The 18,803-nt window shown below is 69.4% G+C and carries 18 protein-coding genes; 5 read left to right on the top strand and 13 right to left on the bottom strand.

Annotated elements, in window-relative coordinates; translation table 11 throughout:
* Positions 1-2: 2 nt before the first annotated feature.
* The 5 genes from QSJ95_RS17685 to glnH are packed head-to-tail and all read right to left on the bottom strand — an operon-like array spanning position 3 to position 4,107.
* Entirely contained in the window at positions 3-905 is a 903-nt protein-coding gene (locus QSJ95_RS17685; RefSeq protein WP_024128311.1) for a MurR/RpiR family transcriptional regulator, read from the bottom strand.
* The gene (locus QSJ95_RS17680) at positions 905-1,960 is read right to left on the bottom strand and encodes a C45 family autoproteolytic acyltransferase/hydrolase (RefSeq protein WP_285644150.1); all 1,056 of its coding nucleotides are present in this window, start codon (positions 1,958-1,960) and stop codon (positions 905-907) included. Before QSJ95_RS17680 ends, QSJ95_RS17685 begins: the two co-directional genes overlap by 1 nt.
* Before the next feature lie 10 nt (positions 1,961-1,970).
* Positions 1,971-2,693, bottom strand: a complete 723-nt coding sequence (glnQ, locus tag QSJ95_RS17675) for a glutamine ABC transporter ATP-binding protein GlnQ (RefSeq protein ID WP_009619208.1) — start codon at positions 2,691-2,693, stop codon at positions 1,971-1,973.
* Positions 2,690-3,346: a glutamine ABC transporter permease GlnP gene (glnP, locus tag QSJ95_RS17670; RefSeq protein WP_009619207.1), complete on the bottom strand. Its 657-nt coding sequence runs from the start codon at positions 3,344-3,346 to the stop codon at positions 2,690-2,692. Before glnP ends, glnQ begins: the two co-directional genes overlap by 4 nt.
* Before the next feature lie 17 nt (positions 3,347-3,363).
* The gene (glnH, locus tag QSJ95_RS17665; protein ID WP_058489112.1) at positions 3,364-4,107 is read right to left on the bottom strand and encodes a glutamine ABC transporter substrate-binding protein GlnH; all 744 of its coding nucleotides are present in this window, start codon (positions 4,105-4,107) and stop codon (positions 3,364-3,366) included.
* 365 nt (positions 4,108-4,472) lie between these two features.
* Here glnH and QSJ95_RS17660 point away from each other — a divergent pair, with 365 nt between their 5' ends.
* Together QSJ95_RS17660 and QSJ95_RS17655 are read left to right on the top strand one after the other, a co-directional pair.
* Positions 4,473-5,801: an aspartate aminotransferase family protein gene (locus tag QSJ95_RS17660; protein WP_285644146.1), complete on the top strand. Its 1,329-nt coding sequence runs from the start codon at positions 4,473-4,475 to the stop codon at positions 5,799-5,801.
* Positions 5,802-5,810: 9 nt separating this feature from the next.
* Entirely contained in the window at positions 5,811-6,374 is a 564-nt protein-coding gene (locus tag QSJ95_RS17655) for a carboxymuconolactone decarboxylase family protein (RefSeq protein ID WP_285644144.1), read from the top strand.
* 483 nt (positions 6,375-6,857) lie between these two features.
* Here the strand turns inward: QSJ95_RS17655 and QSJ95_RS17650 are convergent, their stop codons facing one another.
* From QSJ95_RS17650 to QSJ95_RS17620, 7 genes are all read right to left on the bottom strand, one after another.
* Complete coding sequence (locus QSJ95_RS17650) at positions 6,858-7,937, bottom strand: PAS domain-containing protein (protein ID WP_043315361.1); 1,080 nt, start codon at positions 7,935-7,937, stop codon at positions 6,858-6,860.
* Between the two features lie 102 nt (positions 7,938-8,039).
* Entirely contained in the window at positions 8,040-8,744 is a 705-nt protein-coding gene (locus QSJ95_RS17645) for a type 1 glutamine amidotransferase (protein WP_058489109.1), read from the bottom strand.
* A gap of 163 nt (positions 8,745-8,907) precedes the next feature.
* Complete coding sequence (locus QSJ95_RS17640; protein ID WP_009619201.1) at positions 8,908-9,249, bottom strand: ribonuclease E inhibitor RraB; 342 nt, start codon at positions 9,247-9,249, stop codon at positions 8,908-8,910.
* 235 nt (positions 9,250-9,484) lie between these two features.
* Positions 9,485-10,384 carry a DMT family transporter gene (locus QSJ95_RS17635; protein ID WP_285644142.1) on the bottom strand — a complete coding sequence of 300 codons (900 nt, stop codon included), beginning with the start codon at positions 10,382-10,384 and terminating at the stop codon, positions 9,485-9,487.
* Between the two features lie 106 nt (positions 10,385-10,490).
* Positions 10,491-11,252 carry an SDR family oxidoreductase gene (locus tag QSJ95_RS17630; protein WP_285644141.1) on the bottom strand — a complete coding sequence of 254 codons (762 nt, stop codon included), beginning with the start codon at positions 11,250-11,252 and terminating at the stop codon, positions 10,491-10,493.
* A complete protein-coding gene (locus tag QSJ95_RS17625; RefSeq protein ID WP_285644140.1) occupies positions 11,252-12,193 on the bottom strand; it encodes an alpha/beta hydrolase in 942 nt (313 codons plus the stop codon). Before QSJ95_RS17625 ends, QSJ95_RS17630 begins: the two co-directional genes overlap by 1 nt.
* Entirely contained in the window at positions 12,177-13,652 is a 1,476-nt protein-coding gene (locus tag QSJ95_RS17620) for a flavin-containing monooxygenase (RefSeq protein WP_285644139.1), read from the bottom strand. The genes QSJ95_RS17625 and QSJ95_RS17620 overlap by 17 nt, the downstream gene beginning before the upstream one ends.
* 153 nt (positions 13,653-13,805) lie before the next feature.
* Here QSJ95_RS17620 and QSJ95_RS17615 point away from each other — a divergent pair, with 153 nt between their 5' ends.
* Entirely contained in the window at positions 13,806-14,813 is a 1,008-nt protein-coding gene (locus QSJ95_RS17615) for an AraC family transcriptional regulator (RefSeq protein WP_285644138.1), read from the top strand.
* On the opposite strand, the gene QSJ95_RS17610 is transcribed toward QSJ95_RS17615, so the two are convergent.
* Positions 14,810-15,721, bottom strand: coding sequence for a LysR family transcriptional regulator (locus QSJ95_RS17610; protein ID WP_285644137.1), 912 nt, complete (start codon positions 15,719-15,721; stop codon positions 14,810-14,812). The genes QSJ95_RS17615 and QSJ95_RS17610 overlap by 4 nt on opposite strands.
* 115 nt (positions 15,722-15,836) lie before the next feature.
* On the opposite strand from QSJ95_RS17610, the gene QSJ95_RS17605 reads away from it, so the two are divergent.
* Both QSJ95_RS17605 and QSJ95_RS17600 read left to right on the top strand, forming a co-directional pair.
* Positions 15,837-17,594 (top strand): amidohydrolase, encoded by a 1,758-nt coding sequence (locus tag QSJ95_RS17605; RefSeq protein WP_285644136.1) that lies wholly within the window; start codon positions 15,837-15,839, stop codon positions 17,592-17,594.
* A gap of 149 nt (positions 17,595-17,743) precedes the next feature.
* On the top strand, positions 17,744-18,487 hold the full coding sequence (locus QSJ95_RS17600) for a TorF family putative porin (RefSeq protein WP_285644135.1): 744 nt from the start codon (positions 17,744-17,746) through the stop codon (positions 18,485-18,487).
* Positions 18,488-18,803 lie beyond the last annotated feature (316 nt).

Raw genomic sequence — 18,803 nt, 5'->3', positions numbered from 1 at the left:
GCTCAGAGCGAAGCGTTCAACTCGCTGATCAGCGCTTCGCGATGCTTGAGCGAGGCCAGCGCGCTCTCGCCCAGCCGTCCGGCCACCTCGCTGAGCAGGCCCTGGGCCAGGAGCATGAAGGCGCACATGCTGTTGCTGTAGAACAGGCTGTGGTTGGGCACGTAGAAGCTGTGCGCCGCCACCCGCGCCAACGGCGAACTCGAAGAATCGGTCAGGGCCACCACCTCGATGCCGTGGCGCGCCGCCACTTCGGCGGTGGCCAGCACGCTGGGCGTATAGGGGAAGCAGCTGGCGACCACCAGCACGTCGCCGGCATCCAGCTGCGCCAGCGCATCGGCCACGCCCTGGCGGTTGGAGTCCAGCGCCGCCACGTCGGGGCGCAGCATCCCCAGGCCGTAGGACATGAACAGCGCCAGCGAGGTGAACTGGCGCATGCCGTGAATGCGCACGCGGCGCGCGCCGGCCAGCAGCTCCACCACCCGAGCGAACGCTTCCGGCTCCACCTGCTCGATCAGGCTGGCGATGTTGGCGCTTTCCTGCCGGCCCAGACGCGTCAGGCGCGACAGGGTGCTGTCGGCGGGGGTCAGCAGCAGGCGCGAGGCCTGGTCGCTGTAGAAGCTCTTGCCCTCGGTCAGCTCGCGGCGGAACACGTCCTGGAACTTGCTGAAGCCGCCGTAGCCCAGGCGCTGGGCCAGGCGCGAGAGGGTCGAGGCATTGACCCCCAGTTGCTCGGCCAGCTCGCTGATGGACGACACCGCGGTGCGCTGCGGCGCCTCGATCAGCGCCGTCAGCACACGGCGCGAACTGGCGCCCAGGGAGATGCCCGCCTCGCCGCGCTCGATGTCCTCCAGCAGTTGCTTGAGGGCTCCCAGGTTGTCGGGCAGGGCGGCGGGCGCTTGGCTCATCATGCAGGTCCAGGTACGGGGTGGGGACGGACACTGCCCCGGGCCTCGACCTCGCGGGTGTCGGGCTGGCAGTGGACGCGCCATTCTACCGAGTTCGCCCCGATGCGGAACACGGCCGTGGCCAGGGTGTTCTCCTCGTCCGGGTCGTCCGCCGCGCGGCGGTACACCGGCAGTTCGGTATCCGCCGTGTCGCGCAGGATGGCCAGCGCCCGCTCCTCGTCCAGCAGCGCGGGCGCCCCGGCCAGCAAGGCATCGACGCGCAGTTGGCGGCTGCCGGAACTGCCGGTGATGCGCTGGCCGGCGGCGTCCAGGCCGGCATCCAGCAGGTGATTGGAATGCCCCGCCGGGTGCTGGATTTCGCGCACCGCCACGCCGGCGGAACAGGCTTCGACGCTGAACAGCTGGCTCGCCCCCACCTGCCCCAGGGCATGGTGGAAGGCCCCGGCGCGCCCCGCCGTGGACAGCACGGCGACCGCCTGCGCCAGGCTCCCGGCATCCAGCACCGCCCGGGCCAGCACCTGGCGCGGCAGGCCCGCCGGGATGGCGCGCGGGCGGATGTTGTTGACCGTGCTGACCAGCCCGCGTTCGTTTACCGCGAAGGTGTGGCCGGGAATCGAGCCGGGGTAGACGAAGCTGGTGAAGCCCAGGCCCTGCTCGGGTTGCGCCTGGAGCAGGCCACAGAAGCCGTCGAGCGAAGGCAGGCCGTCCTCGTTGTGAGCGATCAGCCAGCCGCCCTCGGCGGGGCCGAACACCGTGGTGCAGCCGTCGACGCTGGCATCCTGGACGAAATCGCCACGGCAGTTCCACAGGAAGACTTCCTCCAGCGGCAATTCCAGGCCGTCGGCCAGGCCGCGCAGTTCGTCCCAGATGCGCGGGAACTGCGCCTGGACCTGCGCCTGCATGCGCTGCGCCGCGGCCGAGCCGGCCCGCGCCGCCAGGCTGCGCCACAGCGGCAGCGGGCGCAGGCGCTGGTGCACCGCGTCGCGGCCGAAGCGGCCCAGGCCCAGGCCGATTTCGTAGGCGCTGCCGGAAAGATTCAGGGGGCTCAGGCTCATGGGGCGACCTTCAGGCGACATGTTGCAGGAACTCCCGCAAGCGCGGGCTGGTGGGGTTGCCGATCAGGCTGGCGGGCTCGCCGTCCTCGGCGATGCGGCCCTTGTCGATGAAGATCAGCCGCGAGGCGACCTTGCGCGCGAAGTCGATCTCGTGGGTGACGATGACCATGGTCATGCCCTCCTCCGCCAGGTCCTTCATCACCTGCAGCACCTCGTGGCGCAGCTCCGGGTCCAGCGCCGAGGTCGGCTCGTCGAACAGCATCAGCTTGGGCTTCACCGCCAGGGCACGGGCGATGGCCACGCGCTGCTGCTGGCCGCCGGAGAGCTCCGACGGATAGTGCCCGGCGCGCTCGGACAGGCCGACCTTGGCCAGCAGCTCGCGGGCCAGCGCCTCGGCCTCGGCCTTCTTCGCCCCGCGCACGCGGATCGGGCCGAAGGCCACGTTCTCCAGCGCGGTCATCTGCGGGAACAGGTGGAACTGCTGGAACACCATGCCCGCCTCCTGGCGGATCAGGCGCTCGTCCACCTTGGGATCGTTGACCTCCATGCCGTCGACGAACAGCTCGCCGCCGGTGATCACCTCCAGCTTGTTGATGCAGCGCAGCAGCGTGGACTTGCCCGAGCCGGAGGGGCCGATGATCACCACCACCTCGCCGGAACCGATCTTCAGGTTGATGTCGTGGAGCACCTCGGTCTGGCCGAAGTGCTTGGAAACCCGCTTGAACTCGATCATAGGATCTTCAGCCTCGACTCCATGCGCCGCAGCACGTAACTCAGTACCAGGGTGATGACCAGGTAGATCACCGCCACCGCCGACCAGATCTCCATCGCCCGGAAGTTGCCGGCGATCACCTCCTGGCCCTGGCGGGTCAGCTCGGCCACGCCGATGACGATGAACAGCGAGGTGTCCTTGATGCTGACGATCCACTGGTTGCCCAGCGCCGGGATCATCCGCCGGAAGGCCAGCGGGGCGATCACGTAGCGCAGGGTGTCGCGCCCGGACAGCCCCAGGGCCAGCCCGGCCTCGCGGAACCCGCGGTTCACCGAGAGCAGCGCGCCGCGGGTGATCTCGGCGATGTAGGCGCCGGAGTTGATCATGATGGTGACCACCGCCGCGCTGAACGGATCGATGCGCACCGGGACCATCAGCGGCAGGGCGAAGTAGATGAACATCACCTGGACCATGATCGGCGTGCCGCGGATCAGCTCGACGAACACCAGCGCCAGGCGGCTGGAGAAGAAGCCGCCGTAGGCGCGGGCGACGCCGGCCAACAGGCCGATCACGGCGCCGCCGGCAAGGCCGAGGATGGAAATCCACAGGGTCAGCCGGGCGCCCTCGAGCAGCACCGGCAGCGCGTCCCAGATGGCGGACCATTGGAAATGCATGGGGTTCTACCTCCGGCTCACTTGGGGTCGGTGCCGAACCACTTGCGGTAGATCTGCGCGTAGGTGCCGTCTTCGCGCAGCTTCTTCAGCGCCGCGTTGACCGGCTCGCGCAGCTCGCTGCCCTTGGGGAAGCCGATGCCGTACTGCTGCGCCATCATCTGCTCGCCGACCGCCTTCACCTGGCCGTCCCCGGCGGTCTTGATGTAGTAGAGGACGTTGGGCGTGTCGTGCATGGCGGCGTCGACGCGGCCGGTGCGCAGCTCCAGGTAGGCGTTGTCGATGTTGGGGAACTGGCGCAGGTCGGCGGCCTTGAGGTTGGCCTTGGCGTAGTCCGCCGCCGAGGTACCGCTCTTCACCGCCAGGCTCTTGCCGGCGATGTCGGCCTCGCCCTTGATGCTGTCGTTGTCGGCCTTGACCATCAGCAGGAAGCCGCTGTCGTAGTAGCCGTCGGAGAAGTCGATGACCTGCTTGCGGTCTTCCTTGATGGTGATGCCGGCCAGCGCGGCGTCGACGTTGCGCGTCTGCAGCGCGGGGATGATGCCGTTGAAGTCCATCGGCTTGAGCTGGTAGGTGACGCCCATCTCCTTGGCGATGGCCGCCCACAGGTCGATGTCGAAGCCGACGTACTTGTCGCCCTGCTTGAACTCGAAGGGCACGAAGGCGGTGTCGGTGGCGATCAGCAGTTCCTTGCCGGCGGCCTGGGAATGGGCGGCGGCGAGCAGGGACAGCGCGGCGAAGGAGGCTTGAAGCAGCTTTTTCATGCAGGTCTTCCTCTTGCAGGTCGGTGGATGCGCCCCGCCTGGGCGGGGCGCGCATTAGCGGCAGTTCGATCGCAACGGGCCGGGGCCCGGACTTTATTGTTTTGAGCGGCTAACCCACGGAAGGGGCTGCATGCACAGAGTGCTTTTTCGCAAAATAAACATGCAATAAATTCGATTGCAAGTATTTTTCTCACGCATTGCCGAGGCTTTGCGGACGAGAGCCAGGCGGAATTTCGCCTTTAGCCTCTCTGTTTCGCTGCTTTCAGCCCATCGTGAACTGTCCGGGCTGCGCAACGGGCGCGCAACAAAAGATTGCCAAGATCAAAAATGCAATTAATATTTGCACAATCGCCCCGGAGGTCACCATGAGCCACGTCCTGCACCGCAGCCTCACCCAGCCCTACCCCACGGCCGTCCGCGGCGACGGCGCCTACCTGATCGACAGCGAAGGCCGCCGCTACCTGGACGCCAGCGGCGGCGCGGCGGTGTCCTGCCTGGGCCACAGCGACGCGGCGGTGATCGAGGCGGTGCGCCGGCAGGTCGGCACCCTGGCCTATGCCCACACTTCCTTCTTCACCACCGAGCCCATGGAACAGCTGGCGGACTTCCTGATCGCCCGCGCGCCAGCGGGGATGCGCTCGGTGTACTTCGTCAGCGGCGGCTCCGAGGCGGTGGAAGCGGCGCTCAAGCTGGCCCGCCAGTACTTCGTCGAGATCGGCCAGCCGCAACGCACGCACCTGATCGCCCGCCGCCAGAGCTACCACGGCAACACCCTCGGCGCCCTGGCCACCGGCGGCAACGCCTGGCGGCGCCAGCAGTTCCAGCCGCTGCTGATCGACGTCAGCCACGTCAGCCCCTGTTACGCCTACCGCGACCAGGCCGTCGGCGAGACGCCCGAAGCCTATGGCGAACGCCTAGCCCGGGAGCTGGAGGCGGAAATCCTCCGCCTGGGCGCGGACAAGGTCATGGCCTTCGTCGCCGAGCCGGTGGTGGGCGCTACCCTCGGCGCAGTGCCCGCGGTGCCCGGCTACTTCAAGCGCGTGCGGGAAATCTGCGACCGCCACGGGGTGCTGCTGATCCTCGACGAAGTCATGTGCGGCATGGGCCGCACCGGCAGCCTGTTCGCCGCCGAGCAGGAAGGCATCGGCGCCGACCTGATCACCATCGCCAAGGGCCTGGGCGCCGGCTACCAGCCGATCGGCGCCACCCTGGTGAGCGAGCGCATCCACGACGCCATCGCCCAGGGCTCGGGCTTCTTCCAGCACGGCCACACCTACATCGGCCACGCCACCGCCTGCGCCGCGGCCCTGGCGGTACAGAAGACCATCGAGGAACGCGGCCTGCTGGCGCGCGTGCGCAGCCTCGGCCTCGACCTGCAGCAGCGGCTGCAACAGGCCTTCGGCGCCCACCCGCATATCGGCGACATCCGCGGCCGCGGGCTGTTCCAGGGCCTGGAACTGGTGGCCGAGCGCGATAGCAAGGCGCCCTTCCCCGCCGAGGCGAAGCTGCACGCGCGGATCAAGAAGGCCGCCATGCAGGAAGGCCTGCTGTGCTATCCCATGGGCGGCACCCTGGACGGCCGCAGCGGCGACCACATCCTCCTGGCGCCGCCCTTCATCCTCGAAGAGGCGCAGCTGGACGAACTGGTGGACAAGCTGCAACGCGCCATCGACCAGGCCATCGGCAGCCTCTGAGGAAAGCCCATGAAGATCACCTCGCGCCTCACCCCGCTCACCGACGCGAACATGGACGACGAGCAGCGCCGCGTGCTGAGCGACATCCTCAGCGGCCCGCGCGGCAACCTCGACGGCCCCTTCCTGGCCTGGGTGCACAGCCCGCAGCTGGCCGACAGCGCACAGAAGCTGGGCGCCTTCTGCCGCTACGGCACGCGCCTGGAACTGCGCCTGAGCGAACTGGCGATCCTGCTTACCGCGGCCTGGTGGCAGTCCCAGGCGGAATGGCAGATCCACGAGCCCATCGCGCGCCAGGCGGGGCTGGCCGAGGGCGTGATCGAAGCGCTGCAGCGTGGGGAAGAGCCGCCTTTCGAGCGGGACGATGAACGCCTGGTCTACCGCCTGGGGCGTAGTCTCTATGCGAATAAGCGCATTGAGCAGGCGCTCTATGACGAGGGGGTGGCTGCCTTTGGCGAGGCCGGGATGGTGGAACTGGTGGGCATCTTCGGTTACTACGCGCTGGTGGCCATGACCCTCAACGCCTTCGCGGTGCACCGCGAGACGGAGGCACCGCTGCCCTTCGCCGAACCCTGAATTGCGGGCGGGCGCGGCTTCTCGCAGGAGCAACCGTCTTGCCAGCCGCGCCGAAGTACTCTTCGTAGGAGCGGACCTTGTCCGCGATAGCCGGGCATATCGGCGCGGATCGCGGATAAGATCCGCTCCTACGCCGCCCCCACCCGCGCTCCTACAGGTCGCCGGGGGGGCACGGTATTCCTCCCCGTAGGAGCGGACCTTGTCCGCGATGGCCGGACATCCCGGCGCGATTCGCGGATGAGATCCTCCTACGCTGCGCCACCCGCGCCATTCCCCTGTAGGAGCGCGCCCTGCGCGCGAAATCGCGGGCAGGGCCCGCTCCTACAGGTCGCCGGGGGGCACGGTATTCCTCCCGTAGGACCTTGTCCGCGATGGCCGGACGTTCCAGCGCGATTCGCGGATGAGATCTCCTACGCCGCCCCGCCCACACCATTCCCCTGTAGGAGCGCGCCCTGCGCGCGATATCGCGGGCGCAGCCCGCGCCTACCCGGCCAACTGCGCCTCCAGCTCGGCGATGCGCGCCTGCAGGCGTTCGCGTTCGGCGCGGGCCGGGCCTATGTCTTCGTAGACGCTGATCAGGTGCTCCGGCAGGCCGTCCTGGCGGCGGCGCTGCAGCGAGGTGCGGGCGCGCACCCAGACGTAGCGGCCGTCCTTGCGCCGGCAGCGCTTTTCCACCACGTAGCGGTCGATCTCGCCGGCCAGCATGCTGCGCAGCAGCTGCAGGGTGCGCTCCAGGTCGTCGGGGTGGGTGAGTTGCTGGAAGGTCATGCCGTAGAGTTCCTCGGCGCTATAGCCGAGCAGTTCGCAGAGGCTGCCGTTGACGCGCTGCCAGGTGCCGTCCAGGCCGATGTAGGCCAGCGCGCCCCAGGTCAGCTCGAAGATGGCGCGCAAGCGCTCCTCGCTGTTGCGCAGCTCTTCCTCGGCGGCCATGCGCGCGGTGTTGTCCATGCTGATGCCGACTATCTTCACCGAGCGCCCGGCGCTGTCCTTGATCACCCGGGCGCGGGAGGCGATCCAGCGCAGCTCGCCGTCCGGGCGGTAGATGCGGAAGTCGCACTCGCAGCCGCTGCCCTCGGCGATGGCCTGGTCGTACATGGCGCGCATGGCGGCCACGTCCTCGGCCGGCAGGTGCGGCCAGAAGTCCTGGTTGTGGCTCACCGGCCAGCCGTAGACCTCCTCGACGTTGGGCGAGTAGGTCACCTCGTCGCTGATCAGGTTCCACTCCCAGGTGACGATGCGCGCGCTCTCCTGGGCCAGCTTCATGCGCGCCTCGCTCTCCATGATCTCGGCGGTGTAGCGGCGGCGCACGTCGGTCATCGGCAGTTCGATGGGCTCCAGCGCCTGCAGGTCGCGCACCGCCTCCTCGCCATAACGCAGCCAGATCCAGTTGACCTTGAGGAAGGCGGCCAGCTTGCGCAGGTTGTCGTAGTCGATCTCGCCGCCGCGCGTCCACTTGTGCACCGCGGTGCGCGAGATGCCCAGCGCTGTGGCCACGGCCTGCAGGGTCAGCTTGTTGAGCTCGAGCAATTCCTTGAGGCGGAAGGCGAAGCTGTTTTCCGTCATACGCGGTCCTGTGCTGGAAGAAGCCTGGAGCCGCAGTATACACAGCTGTAAACCGCCGGATTACAGCAAACCCCGGGGCGCACGCCCGTGCGCCCCGTTCGCTCACGCCAGGCCGGCCAGCTTCAGCCAATGGGCGTAGAAGCCCTCGGCCACGCGGTTCAGTTCGGCCACCTTGCGCGGCAGGTCGGCGAGCATCACCTCGGCGCTTTCCTGGCTCGGCTGGCTGGGGTCCAGGTACTGCGGCCAGCCGTTGATCCAGCCGCTGACCAGCTCCTCGGTCATCTCCGGGTGACCCTGCAGGCCGAGGACGAAGCCGCCCCAGGAGAAGCCCTGGTTGGCGCACCAGGGGCTGGACAGCAGGTGCTCGGCGCCCTCGGGCAGCTCGAAAGTGTCGCCGTGCCACTGGTAGATCGGGAATTCCTCGGGCAGGTGCGCCAGCCAGGGGCTCGCGGACTCCAGGCGGCGCATCGGCTGCCAGCCCATCTCGGTGTAGCCCTGCTGGCGGATGGATGCGCCCAGGGCCTTGGCCAGCAACTGGCCGCCCAGGCAGTGGCCGATCAGCGGCACCCGGCGCTCGATGAAGCGGCGCAGCGCCGCCACCTCGGTGCGCAGCCAGGGCAGGTCGTCGTTCACGCTCATGGGGCCGCCCATGATGGCCACGGCTTTCGGGCGCTCCAGGTCGTAGCCGTCCAGCTCGCCGTGGTCGGCGCGGCGCACCTCGAAGCCCAGGCCAGCGCGGTCGAGCACGCGGGCCAGGTGGCCCGGCGGGCAGAAGTCGGCGTGGGTCAGGATCAGGATATCGGTCATGCTTACCTCCGCGCGGCAGTCTGCCGCAAAAGGCGCGCGACCATAACCCCCAGCGCGCCCGCGGGCAGGCCCGCACCGCCTTCCGGCGGCGCGGGCGCATGGGGTTCATGGGAGTGGGAAGCCGCCGGCCGACGCGGCCTGGCGGCGAGACGAAGGTGTTGGATCAGGGACGCAGGCTGCTCACTTCCTGGGTAACGCCCCAGCCGTCGAGCACACCTCCGAGCGGCGCCACGACTTCCTCCAGGTCGTGTTCGAATGCGCCGATCGCCGCGTGGGTGGCGAACATCACCTTGCTGATCTGCAGGTTCCAGCCACCGTCGGAGCGGGCTTCGACCTGGGCCCTCAGGGATTCGCCACGGAATTGCCGGGCGGCCTGGCGGGCGTTCTGTTCATCGGGAAAGATGGCGAAGAAGTCGATGGGATGAATGCGGGCGAAATCGAAGCCCCCTTCCTTCATCCGGCGCAGCACATTGACACTGATATCCTCCGAGAGGGGCTTTTCCATGGTACGCACCTCCTTTCGAGACGTTCAGGGTTTCACCTAGTTTCCCAGCCGATGCGGGCCTGGCTTGCGACCGGGCCCGCGGCGGGCACTCGCTGTGCCACAGGAAACGCCAAAAATGCTTCAACGTCCCCCAATTGGTCGCCAAAGGTCTTGAACTGGCAGGCAGGAAGGCCTGTCTGCCGGCAACCAACAGTTTCAGAGTAGCGTCTATGCAGGCCGAATGCCGCCCTACCGGTCAGTCGGTACGTTCGGCGGCGACGGGCGGCAGCGCCGCGGGGCGCGTCGCCAGCAGCAGGGCCGCCAGCACCAGGGCCATGCCCAGGGCGTGGCCGGCGCCGAAACGCTCGCCCAGCAGGCTCACGCCGACCAGCGCCGAGCCCACCGGCATCAGCCCGGTGAACAGCCCGGCGGTGCTGGCCGGCACCCGGGAAATGCCGCGGTACCACAGCAGGAACGACAGCACGCTGGCGCTCAGGGCGTAGAACAGTGTCCAGCCCCAGGTCGCCGCCGGCACCGCGCGCCAGTCCAGCGTCCGCGCCTCGGGCAGCGCCAGCGGCAGGAACAGCAGCAGCCCGGCGAGGTTGACGCCCAGGGCCATGGTCCAGGGGTGCAGGTGCAGCGACAGGCGCCGCGAGTAGATGGCGAACAGCGCCTCGGCGAGCACCGCGCCCAGCACCAGGGCGTTGCCCAGCACGCCGCTGCGGCCGCCCGCCGGGCGCTCCAGCAGGTTCAGCGCGGCGATGCCCAGCACCGCCAGGGCGATGGCCAGCAGGCCGCGCTGCTCCAGGCGCTCGCGCAGCCACAGCCAGGCCAGCAGGGCGATGACGCTGGGCGTGGCGCTGGTGATGATGCCGGCGCTGGTCGCCGAGGTCAGCTGCACGCCGTGCAGCATGCACAGGCTGAACAGGAAGCAGCCGAAGAAGGCCTGCAGGAACAGCCCGCGGCAGGCGCCGCCATCCAGCCCCGCGCGCACCCGCGGCAGGGCCAGGCCGGGCAGCAGCACCAGGCTGGCGATAAGGAAGCGCAGCAGGGCGAACAGATAGACGGGCAGTTCTTCCAGCACCAGCTTGCCGATGGCGATGTTGCCGCCGACCAGAAGCATCGACAGGGCCAGGCAGAAATAGGCGAAAGGCATGGCGGCTTCCTTGCGACAGGCGAAGGGAAAGGCAGCCGACTTCCTACAGCTGCAGACCAGCCCTACAGCATCCGGGCTGCGCCCCATGGGTGCAAGCCCCTTTCCGTCAGTCGCGGCTGAGCCAACCCATCACCCAGCGGTTGAGTGCCGGCGGCGACAGCTGGCCGGACCAATACATCGCCCGGAACAGCGCGCCGATGGGCCGGTGCACCTTGTCGCTGTGGGCCTGGCGCCAGGCCGCCGCGGCGATGTCCTCGGCCTTCAGGCGCACGCCCAGGCGGCGCAGCACCGGCGGCTCGTAGCCCTGGCTGGTGACCATGGGCGTGCGCACGAAGGGCGGCATCAGGTCGGCGACGCGGATGCCATGGCGCCGCCATTCCAGCTCCAGCGCCTCGGTGAAGCCGCGCACGGCGAACTTCGAGGCCGAGTAGGTGGCCATCTCCGGCACCCCGTACAGCCCCGAGGCCGAGCCCATGTTCAGTACCTGGGCGCCGGGCGTGGCCTTGAGATGCTCGAAAGCGGCATGGCAGCAGTTGAGCAGGCCCTGCACATTGATCGCCAGCAGGCGGGCGTGGTCCTGCGCGGGGACTTCCTCGAAGCGGCCGAAGCGCAGGATACCGGCGCAGCTGAACAGCAGGCGCAGTCGGCCGTCGCCGGCGCCGACGAAGTCCGTCACGGCCGCGCGCACCGCCGCCGCATCGGTCACGTCCAGCGCCCGCCGCCAGGCGCCGCCCAGTTCGGCGGCGAGCCCGGCCAATGCCTCGACGTTCAGGTCCAGCAGGCCGACGCGCCAGCCGCGGGCATGGAACAGCCGCGCGCTGGCCGCGCCTATGCCCGAAGCCGCCCCGGTGATGAGGATGCCGTGCATCAGCGCCCTCCCCCGAGGTGCCGGCCGAGGAAGCCCGCCACCTCGCCCAGGGCCTGGTCGGCGATGCGCAGCACCCCGGCGTGGGCCTGGAACACGTGCCAGCAGTCGCGGTAGCGCTGCAGGGTGACGTCCACTCCCCGCTTACGCGCCGCGCCGGCCAGGCGCAGGCTGTCGTTGCGCAGCACTTCGTCCTCGCCGACCTGGATCAGCAGCGGCGGCAACCCGGCCAGGTCGGCGAACAGCGGCGACAGCTGCGCCGAGTCGCGCGCCACGCCGGGCGGGCAGAACATCGCGATGGCGCTGTCCACCCAGGCGCGGCTGATCAGCGGGTCGCCGGCCTTTGGCTGGTGCCACTGGCTGCAGCTGACGTCGGTGACCGGCGAGAACACCACCAGCGCGCCGGGCAGCGGCAAGCCGCGCTCCTTCAGCGCCACGGCCAGTTGCAGGGTCAGGTGGCCGCCGGCCGAATCCCCGGCCACGGCCAGCCGCGCAGGGTCCTGGCCGCGCGCCAGCAGCGCCTGGTACACCGCCAGGGCATCCTCCAGCGGCGCCGGGAAACGGTGTTCCGGGGCCAGGCGGTAGTCCGCCGCGCACACGTCGAGGCGGCCCAGGCGCGCCAGGTTGGCGGTGATCGCCCGGTGCGTGGCCGGCGAGCCCACCAGGTAGGCCCCGCCGTGCAGGTAGAGCAGCGTGCGGCCTTCGCCCTGGCCCGCGCGCTGCCATTCGCAGGGCACCCCGGCGATGACTTCTGCGCCGCGCTGCACGCCGCGCGGGGTCAGGGTCGCGGCGGTGAGCGCGTTCAGCACCCGACGCTGCATCGACACCGGGATCGACGGGCGCATCAGCCCGCGGAACAGCAGGCGCAGGGTGCCGCGCAGCAGGCCGGCGAGCAGGCGCTGCGAGGTGGAAACGGGCGGTACGAACTCAACGGGCGCATTCATAGTCGGCGAACTCCGGCTGACGGGTCTGTTGGCGGTAGCGGAAGGTGAAGCCCGGCCAGTTGTTGGTGTTGCGGCCGGCGGCGGTCTTGTACCAGCTGTCGCAGCCGCTCTCCCACACGGTGTGCTGCAGGCCGTGCTGCAGGGCCTGGTTGTAGGCGCGCTGCACTTCGGGCTTCACGTCCAGGTAGCGCAGGCCCTGGCGGTCCAGGTGGCGCAGGCAGGCCAGCACGTAGGGGAACTGGCTCTCCAGCATGTAGACGATGGAGTTGTGCCCCAGGTTGGTGTTCGGCCCGTAGAGGATGAACAGGTTGGGGAAACCGGCGACGCTGATGCCCTTGTAGGCCTCGGCGCCCTCGGCCCAAGCCTGCTCCAGCCAGCGCCCGCCCAGGCCCTGGACGCGCAGCGGGGCGAGGAACTCGGTGGCGGCGAAGCCGGTGCCGAAGACGATGGCGTCCACCGGGTGGCGCTGGCCGTCGCGGGTGACGACGGCGTCCCCGGTCACCCGCTCGATGCCGCTGTCGATCACCCGCACGTTGTCCCGCGCCAGCGCCGGGTAGTAGTCGTTGCTGATGAGGATGCGCTTGCAGCCCAGCGGGTAGTCCGGGATCAGCCGCCGGCGCAGCTGCGCGTCGGCGATGCCGCGGCGCAGGTTGAGGCGGAAGCTCAGCTGCATGAACTTCATCAGCGGCGGGAAGGTGGAAAAGGCCAGCACCCGCGCCTCGTGCTGCAGGTACTTGAGGCCACGGTCCAGGCGCTGCAGCCAGGGCAGGCGCGCCTTCAGGCGGCGTTCCCAGGCGGCGTAGGGGCGGTCCGGCTTGGCGATCACGTAGGGCGCGCTGCGCTGGAACAGCAGCAGCTCGGCCACCTGCGGGGCGATGCGCGGGACGAACTGGATGGCGCTGGCGCCGGTGCCAATCACCGCCACGCGCTTGCCGCGCAGGTCGGCGCGGTGGTCCCAGCGCGCCGAGTGGAAGGCCACGCCCTTGAAGCCGTCGAGCCCGGCGATGCGCGGGTACAGCGGCCGGCTCAGTTGGCCGGTGGCGCAGACCAGGGCGCGGGCGCGCAGCACCTGCCCGTCGGCGCAGCGCACCCGCCATTCTCCGGCGGCCTCGTCGAAGCTGGCATCCACCGCCTCGCAGCCGAAGCGGATGCGTTCGCGCAGGCCGTACTTGTCGGCGCAGTGGCGCAGATAGTCGAGGATTTCCGCCTGCGGGGCGAACTTGCGGCTCCAGTCGGCTTTGGGTTCGAAGGAAAAGGAATACAGGTGCGAAGGCACGTCGCAGGCGGCGCCGGGGTAGCCGTTCTCGCGCCACACGCCGCCGACGTCGGCGGCCTTTTCGAGAATCAGGTAGTCGTGGATGCCGGCCTGTTGCAAGCGGACGGCCAGGCCCAGGCCGCCGAAGCCGGCGCCGATGATCAGCACGCACAAGGGTGCCGGATCACGGGAAGTATTGTGCATTGTTGTGCTCCCGGTTTGGCTGGACGGCGGCCGCGCGGGGCCTGCCGTCATCCGCCGCGCTGGCGGATGAGCATAGGCTAGTGCCGCCGGCGGCGCCGGTTTATGGCATAGTCGGACATTAAATTGTGATTTCCGGACAAGACGGAGCCCGCGATGCCCGAGCAGCCCCGGCCCAGCCGCCGCAGCGCCCTGAGCGTGCAACTGCTCACCCAGTTCGGCCTCGACCACGGCCTGGCGCTGGAGGACTGCCTGCACGGCAGCGGCCTGGACCTGGCGGTGCTCGCCGACCCGGCCCGCGAGATCGACGCCGCCTGCGAGTTGCAGGTGCTGCGCAACCTGGCGCAACGGCTGCCCGCCGGCAGCGGCCTGCATGCCGGCCTGCGCTACCACCTGAACGCCTACGGCATCTGGGGTTTCGCCCTGCTCAGCAGCCCGACCTTCCGCAGCGCCGCCCTCCTCGGCCTGCGCTACCTGGGGCTGACCTACGTGTTCACCCGCCTGGAATTGCTGGAGGACGGCGCCGAGGCCCACCTGCTGCTGGACGACAGCGACGTGCCGGAGGACGTCCGCGCCTTCGCCTGCGAGCGCGACCTGGGCGGCGTGCTGCGCATCCAGCGCGACCTCACCGGGCGCCCGCTGCCGATCCTGCGCGCCGAATTCCGCCGCCCCCGGCCTGCCGACGGCAGCCTGTACCTGGCCGAACTGGGCGTGGAGCCGGCGTTCGGCCAACCCGCCAACCGCATCGTCTTCGCCAGCGCCGCCCTCGACCTGCCGCTGCCCGGCGCCAACCCGCAGGTGGCGCGGCACTGCGAGGAAGAGTGCCGCGCGCTGCTGGCCCGCCGCCAGGAACTGGGCGGCCTGGCCGGGCGCATCCGCGACCGCCTGCTGCGCACGCCCGGGCGCCTGCCGGACATGGAGCAGGTGGCGGAAGAACTGCACATGACCTCGCGCACCCTGCGCCGCCGCCTGCAGGACGAGGGCAGCAGCTACCGCGCCCTGCTCGACGAGGTGCGCCAGGCCCTGGCCGAGGAACTGCTGGGCACCGGCGCCATCCGCCTGGAAGAGATCGCCGAGCGCCTGGGCTATGGCGAGGTGTCCAACTTCATCCACGCCTTCAAGCGCTGGAAGGGCGTGCCGCCGGGGCGTTTCCGCGGGCGCTAGGCCTCGATGCCCAGTTGGCGCAGGGCCTCTTCCAGGTGCTCGATGAAGGCGAGGATCTTGCGCGTGGCGCGTCTGTGGCTGGGGTAGACGGCGAGGATGCGCTGGCCGAAGGCGTCGGGGTCGAAGTGGTAGTCCTCCAGCACGCTGCGCAGGCGCCCGTCGCGCAAGTAGGGCTGGACACTCCACAGCGGGCAGGGCATCAGGCCCCTGCCCTTCAGGCAGGCGGCCAGCAGCAGTTCGTGGTTGTCGCTGCTCAGGCGCCCCTCGCGCAGGATGGAGAAGCGTTCGCCGTCGCGCTCCATCCACCAGCGGGTGTCCAGCGCCGGGTGCCAGTAGGTCAGGCGGTCGTGCTCGGCCAATTCCAACGGGTGCAGCGGCTCGCCGCAGCGCGCCAGGTACTCGGGGCTGGCGCAGAGCACCAGGCGGTTCTCCACCAGCGGCCGCACGATCAGCCCCGGCAGGTTGCTGTGGCCCAGGCGCAGGGCCAGGTCGTAGCGGCCGTCGAGCAGGTCGACGTAGCTGTCGCTCAGGTCCACCTGCAGGCGCAGTTGCGGGTGCTGGATGAGGAAGTCGGCGCAGACGTCGTTGAGGAAGGCCGCGCCGAAGGCCAGCGGCGCGGTGATCCGCAGGCTGCCGCGCAGGCTGTGCTGCAGCTGGCCGATCTCCTCGGCGGTCTCGTGCATACGCGCCAGCACCTCGCGGGCGCTGTCCAGGTACAGCTGCCCGGCCTCGGTCAGCGCCATGCTGCGGGTGGTGCGCTCGAACAGGCGCGCGCCGAGGCTGGCCTCCAGCTGGCCGATGGCCTTGGTCACCGCCGAGGGCGTCTTGCCCAGTTGCCCGGCGGCGCGGCTGAAACTGCCGGTCTCGGCGCAGGCGACGAAAAGGGCGAGGCTACTGAACCTGTCCATATTCTTTCCAGATTTTCACAAGTCTTGTGCCAGCGACTGGCTTTCGGGAAATAGCCCCGGGCCATTAGCCTCTTGCCCAGACCAATAAAAATCAACCACCAAGCAAGGGGGAAGCATGCGAAGGCTCATCAAGGGCGCACTCGCTGTCGCAATCGCACTGGGCACTTTGGAAGCCCACGCACAAACCGCCGACCTGATCCTGTACAACGCCAAGGTCTTCACCGCCGAGCCCGGGCAGCCGCTGCAACAGGCGCTGGCCATCGCCGGCGACAAGGTGTTGAAGGTCGGTAGTGACCAGGAAGTGCGCGCCCTCGCCGACGCCCACAGCCGCCAGGTGGACCTGGGCGGCAAGCTGCTGATGCCCGGTTTCATCGACAGCCACTCGCACGCCATCTTCGGCGGCCTGGAGCTGATCGCCGCGAGCATGGAGGACGAGCAGGTCGGCCTCGACGAGCTGGCGCGACGCCTGCGCGAGGCCCGCGACAACGGCAAGGCCCGGGTCGGCGACATCCTGGTGCTGAACGGCATGCACTCCAGCTACTGGTCCCAGGCCGAGGGGCTGGCGAAGATTTTCAATGCCGGCGAATGGGCGCAGGTGCCCATCGTGCTCATCGGCAGCGACCACCACACCGCCTGGGCCAACGCCGCCATGCTGCGCCGCGCCAAGCTGGACGCGGCGCTGGTGCGCTCGCTGCCGGCCACCGAGCAGCAGAACATCGGCCACGCGCCGGACTTCACCCCCAGCGGCTTCGTCGTCGACTCCGGCTTCGACCGCATCGCCGCAGCCATGCCCGCCGCCGACCAGCAGACCCTCGACCGCGCCGGCCTGGCCGCCGTGCGGTACAACAACAGCCTGGGCATCACCGCCTGGATGGACCCGGCGGCCAACGGCAGCCCGGGCCAGGCGCTGTTCGACATCAAGCCCACGGAACGCACCGTCGGCGTGCTGCCGGTGTACCGCGACCTGGCGCAACAGGGCCGGCTCAGCGCCCACGTCGCCGCGCTGCTGGTGGTCAACCCGAAGAGCCGCCCGGCGGACCTGGCGGTGATCGACAAGGTGCGCCAGCAGTTCCAGGGCATCCCCAACCTCAGCCTGCCGGGCATCAAGGTGTTCGCCGACGGCGTGCTGGAATACCCGGCGCAGTCCGCCGCGCTGCTGGAGAACTACAGCAACCTGCACAAGCCCGGCGAGTTGCTGCTCGATCCGCGGCACTTCGGCGAGCTGGTCAGCGCCGCCGACGCCCGCGGCTGGCTCGTGCACATCCACGCCATCGGCGACCGCGCGGTGCGCGAATCGCTCAACGGCATCGCCCAGGCGCGCAAGGACCGGCAAAGCGGCGTCACCCACTCCATCACCCACCTGCAACTGGTCAACCCGGCGGACTTCCCGCGCTTCAAGCAGTTGGGCGTGATCGCCTCGATGCAGCTGGACTGGGCCACCGCCGAGGACTACACCCTCGACCTGGTCAAGCCCTACATCGCCGACGACGCCTTCCGCTACATGTACCCGGCCAAATCGCTGCTGGACGCCGGCGCCACCATCGCCGGGGCCAGCGACTGGCCGGTGTCCACCCCCGACCCGCTGAAGGCCATGTACCAGGCGGTGACGCGCCAGGGCCCCAAGGGCGTGCTCAACCCCGAGCAGCGCATCGACCGCCAGGCCATGTTCTACGCGTACACCGCCAATGCCGCGAAGGCCATCGGCCTGGGCGAGAAGATCGGCAGCCTGGCCCCCGGCAAGCAAGCCGACCTGGTGGTGCTCGACCGCGACCTGTTCAGCGTCCCCGACGCCGAGCTGGGCGAGGCCAAGGTGCTGCACACCCTGTTCGGCGGCCGCGAGGTCTACCGCGCCGACGGCCAGGAAGCGCTCTGACGCCGTTCGCTCCAATGCCGGGCTGAGGCCCGGCCCTTCCCGCCGCCCCTTCCCTTTCGCTTCCCGGCTCGCCGGCGGGAGGGGGCTGCGCGGGCTTTTTTCCTGCCCACACAAGCACAGCCCACACAAGCACAACAAAGGGTAAGTCCATGAAGTACAAAGCACTCGTCCTCGGCGCGGCGCTCGCCTGCGCGCCTTTCGCCAGCAGCCATGCGCTGGAGCTGACCGAGGACTTCTCGGTCCAGCTGGAGGCCACCCTGGCCAGCGACTACCGCACCCGCGGCATCTCGCAGACGCAGAACGACCCGGCCATCCAGGCCGCCGCCACCCTGCAGCACAACAGCGGCCTGTACCTGGGCGTGTGGAGCTCCAACGTCGACTTCGGCTACGGCCTGAAGACGCGCCAGGAGCTGGACTACTACGCCGGCTGGTACTGGCAGGCCACCGACGCGGTGAGCCTGGACCTGGGCTACATCCAGTACCGCTACCCGAAGGAAGGCCAGTTCAACCAGAGCGAGGTCTATGCCGTCCTCAACGCCTACGGCTTCGAGCTGGCCAGCTATTACTCCAAGGACATCACCACCTACGTCGGCAAGGACCAGAGCCAGCTCTACAGCTACGTTGGCTACGGCTTCGAACTGCCGGCCGGCTTCCAGGCCAAGCTGCGCTACGGCCGCAACGACGCCAAGGACCCGCTGTACCTCGCCGGCGACGGCGGCACGCGCAGCACCTACCACGAATGGGAGGCGCGCCTGGACCGGGAGTTCGCCGGCATCGACTGGTCGCTGAGCTACATCGACACCGACCTGTCGCAGAGCGAATGCTTCAACTGGCAGGGCTTCAAGGACATCTGCACGGCAACCGTGGTGGCGCGGGCGACGAAGCGGTTCTGAGGTCGCGGCGGGTCGCGCCCCGGTGGCACGAGCGGCCCCATTCGCGAGCCGTCGTAGGATGGCGTTGAGCGAAGCGATACCCATCACCCCCAACTGCATGGGTTTCGCAAGCTCAACCCATCCTACGAAAAGCACCTCGGCGTAGCCGGCAAGACAATTGCTCCTACAATGTGTGGGGTGCATAACGCCGACGGCGGATAACCGCGAACGGTTATGCGCCCTACGGTGCCCCATTCCATTCCCCTGCGTGCGCCGAGCTGCTCTTCGTAGGACTCTGTCCGCGATAGCCGGACATCCCGGCGCGATTCGCGGATGA

The sequence above is a fragment of the Pseudomonas sp. NBRC 100443 genome (assembly GCF_030268185.1).
In the GTDB taxonomy this organism is placed as follows: Bacteria; Pseudomonadota; Gammaproteobacteria; order Pseudomonadales; family Pseudomonadaceae; genus Pseudomonas; species Pseudomonas citronellolis.
This window is presented reverse-complemented; position numbering and strand designations above follow the sequence as displayed.

Bases quoted from the DNA above. Each gene is read 5' to 3' on its own strand.
- QSJ95_RS17615 (WP_285644138.1), top strand. From the start codon at position 13,806: ATGCCCGAGCAGCCCCGGCCCAGCCGCCGCAGCGCCCTGAGCGTGCAA.
- QSJ95_RS17600 (WP_285644135.1), top strand. From the start codon at position 17,744: ATGAAGTACAAAGCACTCGTCCTCGGCGCGGCGCTCGCCTGCGCGCCT.
- QSJ95_RS17685 (WP_024128311.1), bottom strand. From the start codon at position 905: ATGAGCCAAGCGCCCGCCGCCCTGCCCGACAACCTGGGAGCCCTCAAG.
- QSJ95_RS17620 (WP_285644139.1), bottom strand. From the start codon at position 13,652: ATGCACAATACTTCCCGTGATCCGGCACCCTTGTGCGTGCTGATCATC.
- glnQ (WP_009619208.1), bottom strand. From the start codon at position 2,693: ATGATCGAGTTCAAGCGGGTTTCCAAGCACTTCGGCCAGACCGAGGTG.
- QSJ95_RS17680 (WP_285644150.1), bottom strand. From the start codon at position 1,960: ATGAGCCTGAGCCCCCTGAATCTTTCCGGCAGCGCCTACGAAATCGGC.
- QSJ95_RS17655 (WP_285644144.1), top strand. From the start codon at position 5,811: ATGAAGATCACCTCGCGCCTCACCCCGCTCACCGACGCGAACATGGAC.
- QSJ95_RS17640 (WP_009619201.1), bottom strand. From the start codon at position 9,249: ATGGAAAAGCCCCTCTCGGAGGATATCAGTGTCAATGTGCTGCGCCGG.
- glnP (WP_009619207.1), bottom strand. From the start codon at position 3,346: ATGCATTTCCAATGGTCCGCCATCTGGGACGCGCTGCCGGTGCTGCTC.
- QSJ95_RS17645 (WP_058489109.1), bottom strand. From the start codon at position 8,744: ATGACCGATATCCTGATCCTGACCCACGCCGACTTCTGCCCGCCGGGC.
- QSJ95_RS17625 (WP_285644140.1), bottom strand. From the start codon at position 12,193: ATGAATGCGCCCGTTGAGTTCGTACCGCCCGTTTCCACCTCGCAGCGC.
- QSJ95_RS17630 (WP_285644141.1), bottom strand. From the start codon at position 11,252: ATGCACGGCATCCTCATCACCGGGGCGGCTTCGGGCATAGGCGCGGCC.
- QSJ95_RS17635 (WP_285644142.1), bottom strand. From the start codon at position 10,384: ATGCCTTTCGCCTATTTCTGCCTGGCCCTGTCGATGCTTCTGGTCGGC.
- QSJ95_RS17660 (WP_285644146.1), top strand. From the start codon at position 4,473: ATGAGCCACGTCCTGCACCGCAGCCTCACCCAGCCCTACCCCACGGCC.
- QSJ95_RS17650 (WP_043315361.1), bottom strand. From the start codon at position 7,937: ATGACGGAAAACAGCTTCGCCTTCCGCCTCAAGGAATTGCTCGAGCTC.
- glnH (WP_058489112.1), bottom strand. From the start codon at position 4,107: ATGAAAAAGCTGCTTCAAGCCTCCTTCGCCGCGCTGTCCCTGCTCGCC.
- QSJ95_RS17610 (WP_285644137.1), bottom strand. From the start codon at position 15,721: ATGGACAGGTTCAGTAGCCTCGCCCTTTTCGTCGCCTGCGCCGAGACC.
- QSJ95_RS17605 (WP_285644136.1), top strand. From the start codon at position 15,837: ATGCGAAGGCTCATCAAGGGCGCACTCGCTGTCGCAATCGCACTGGGC.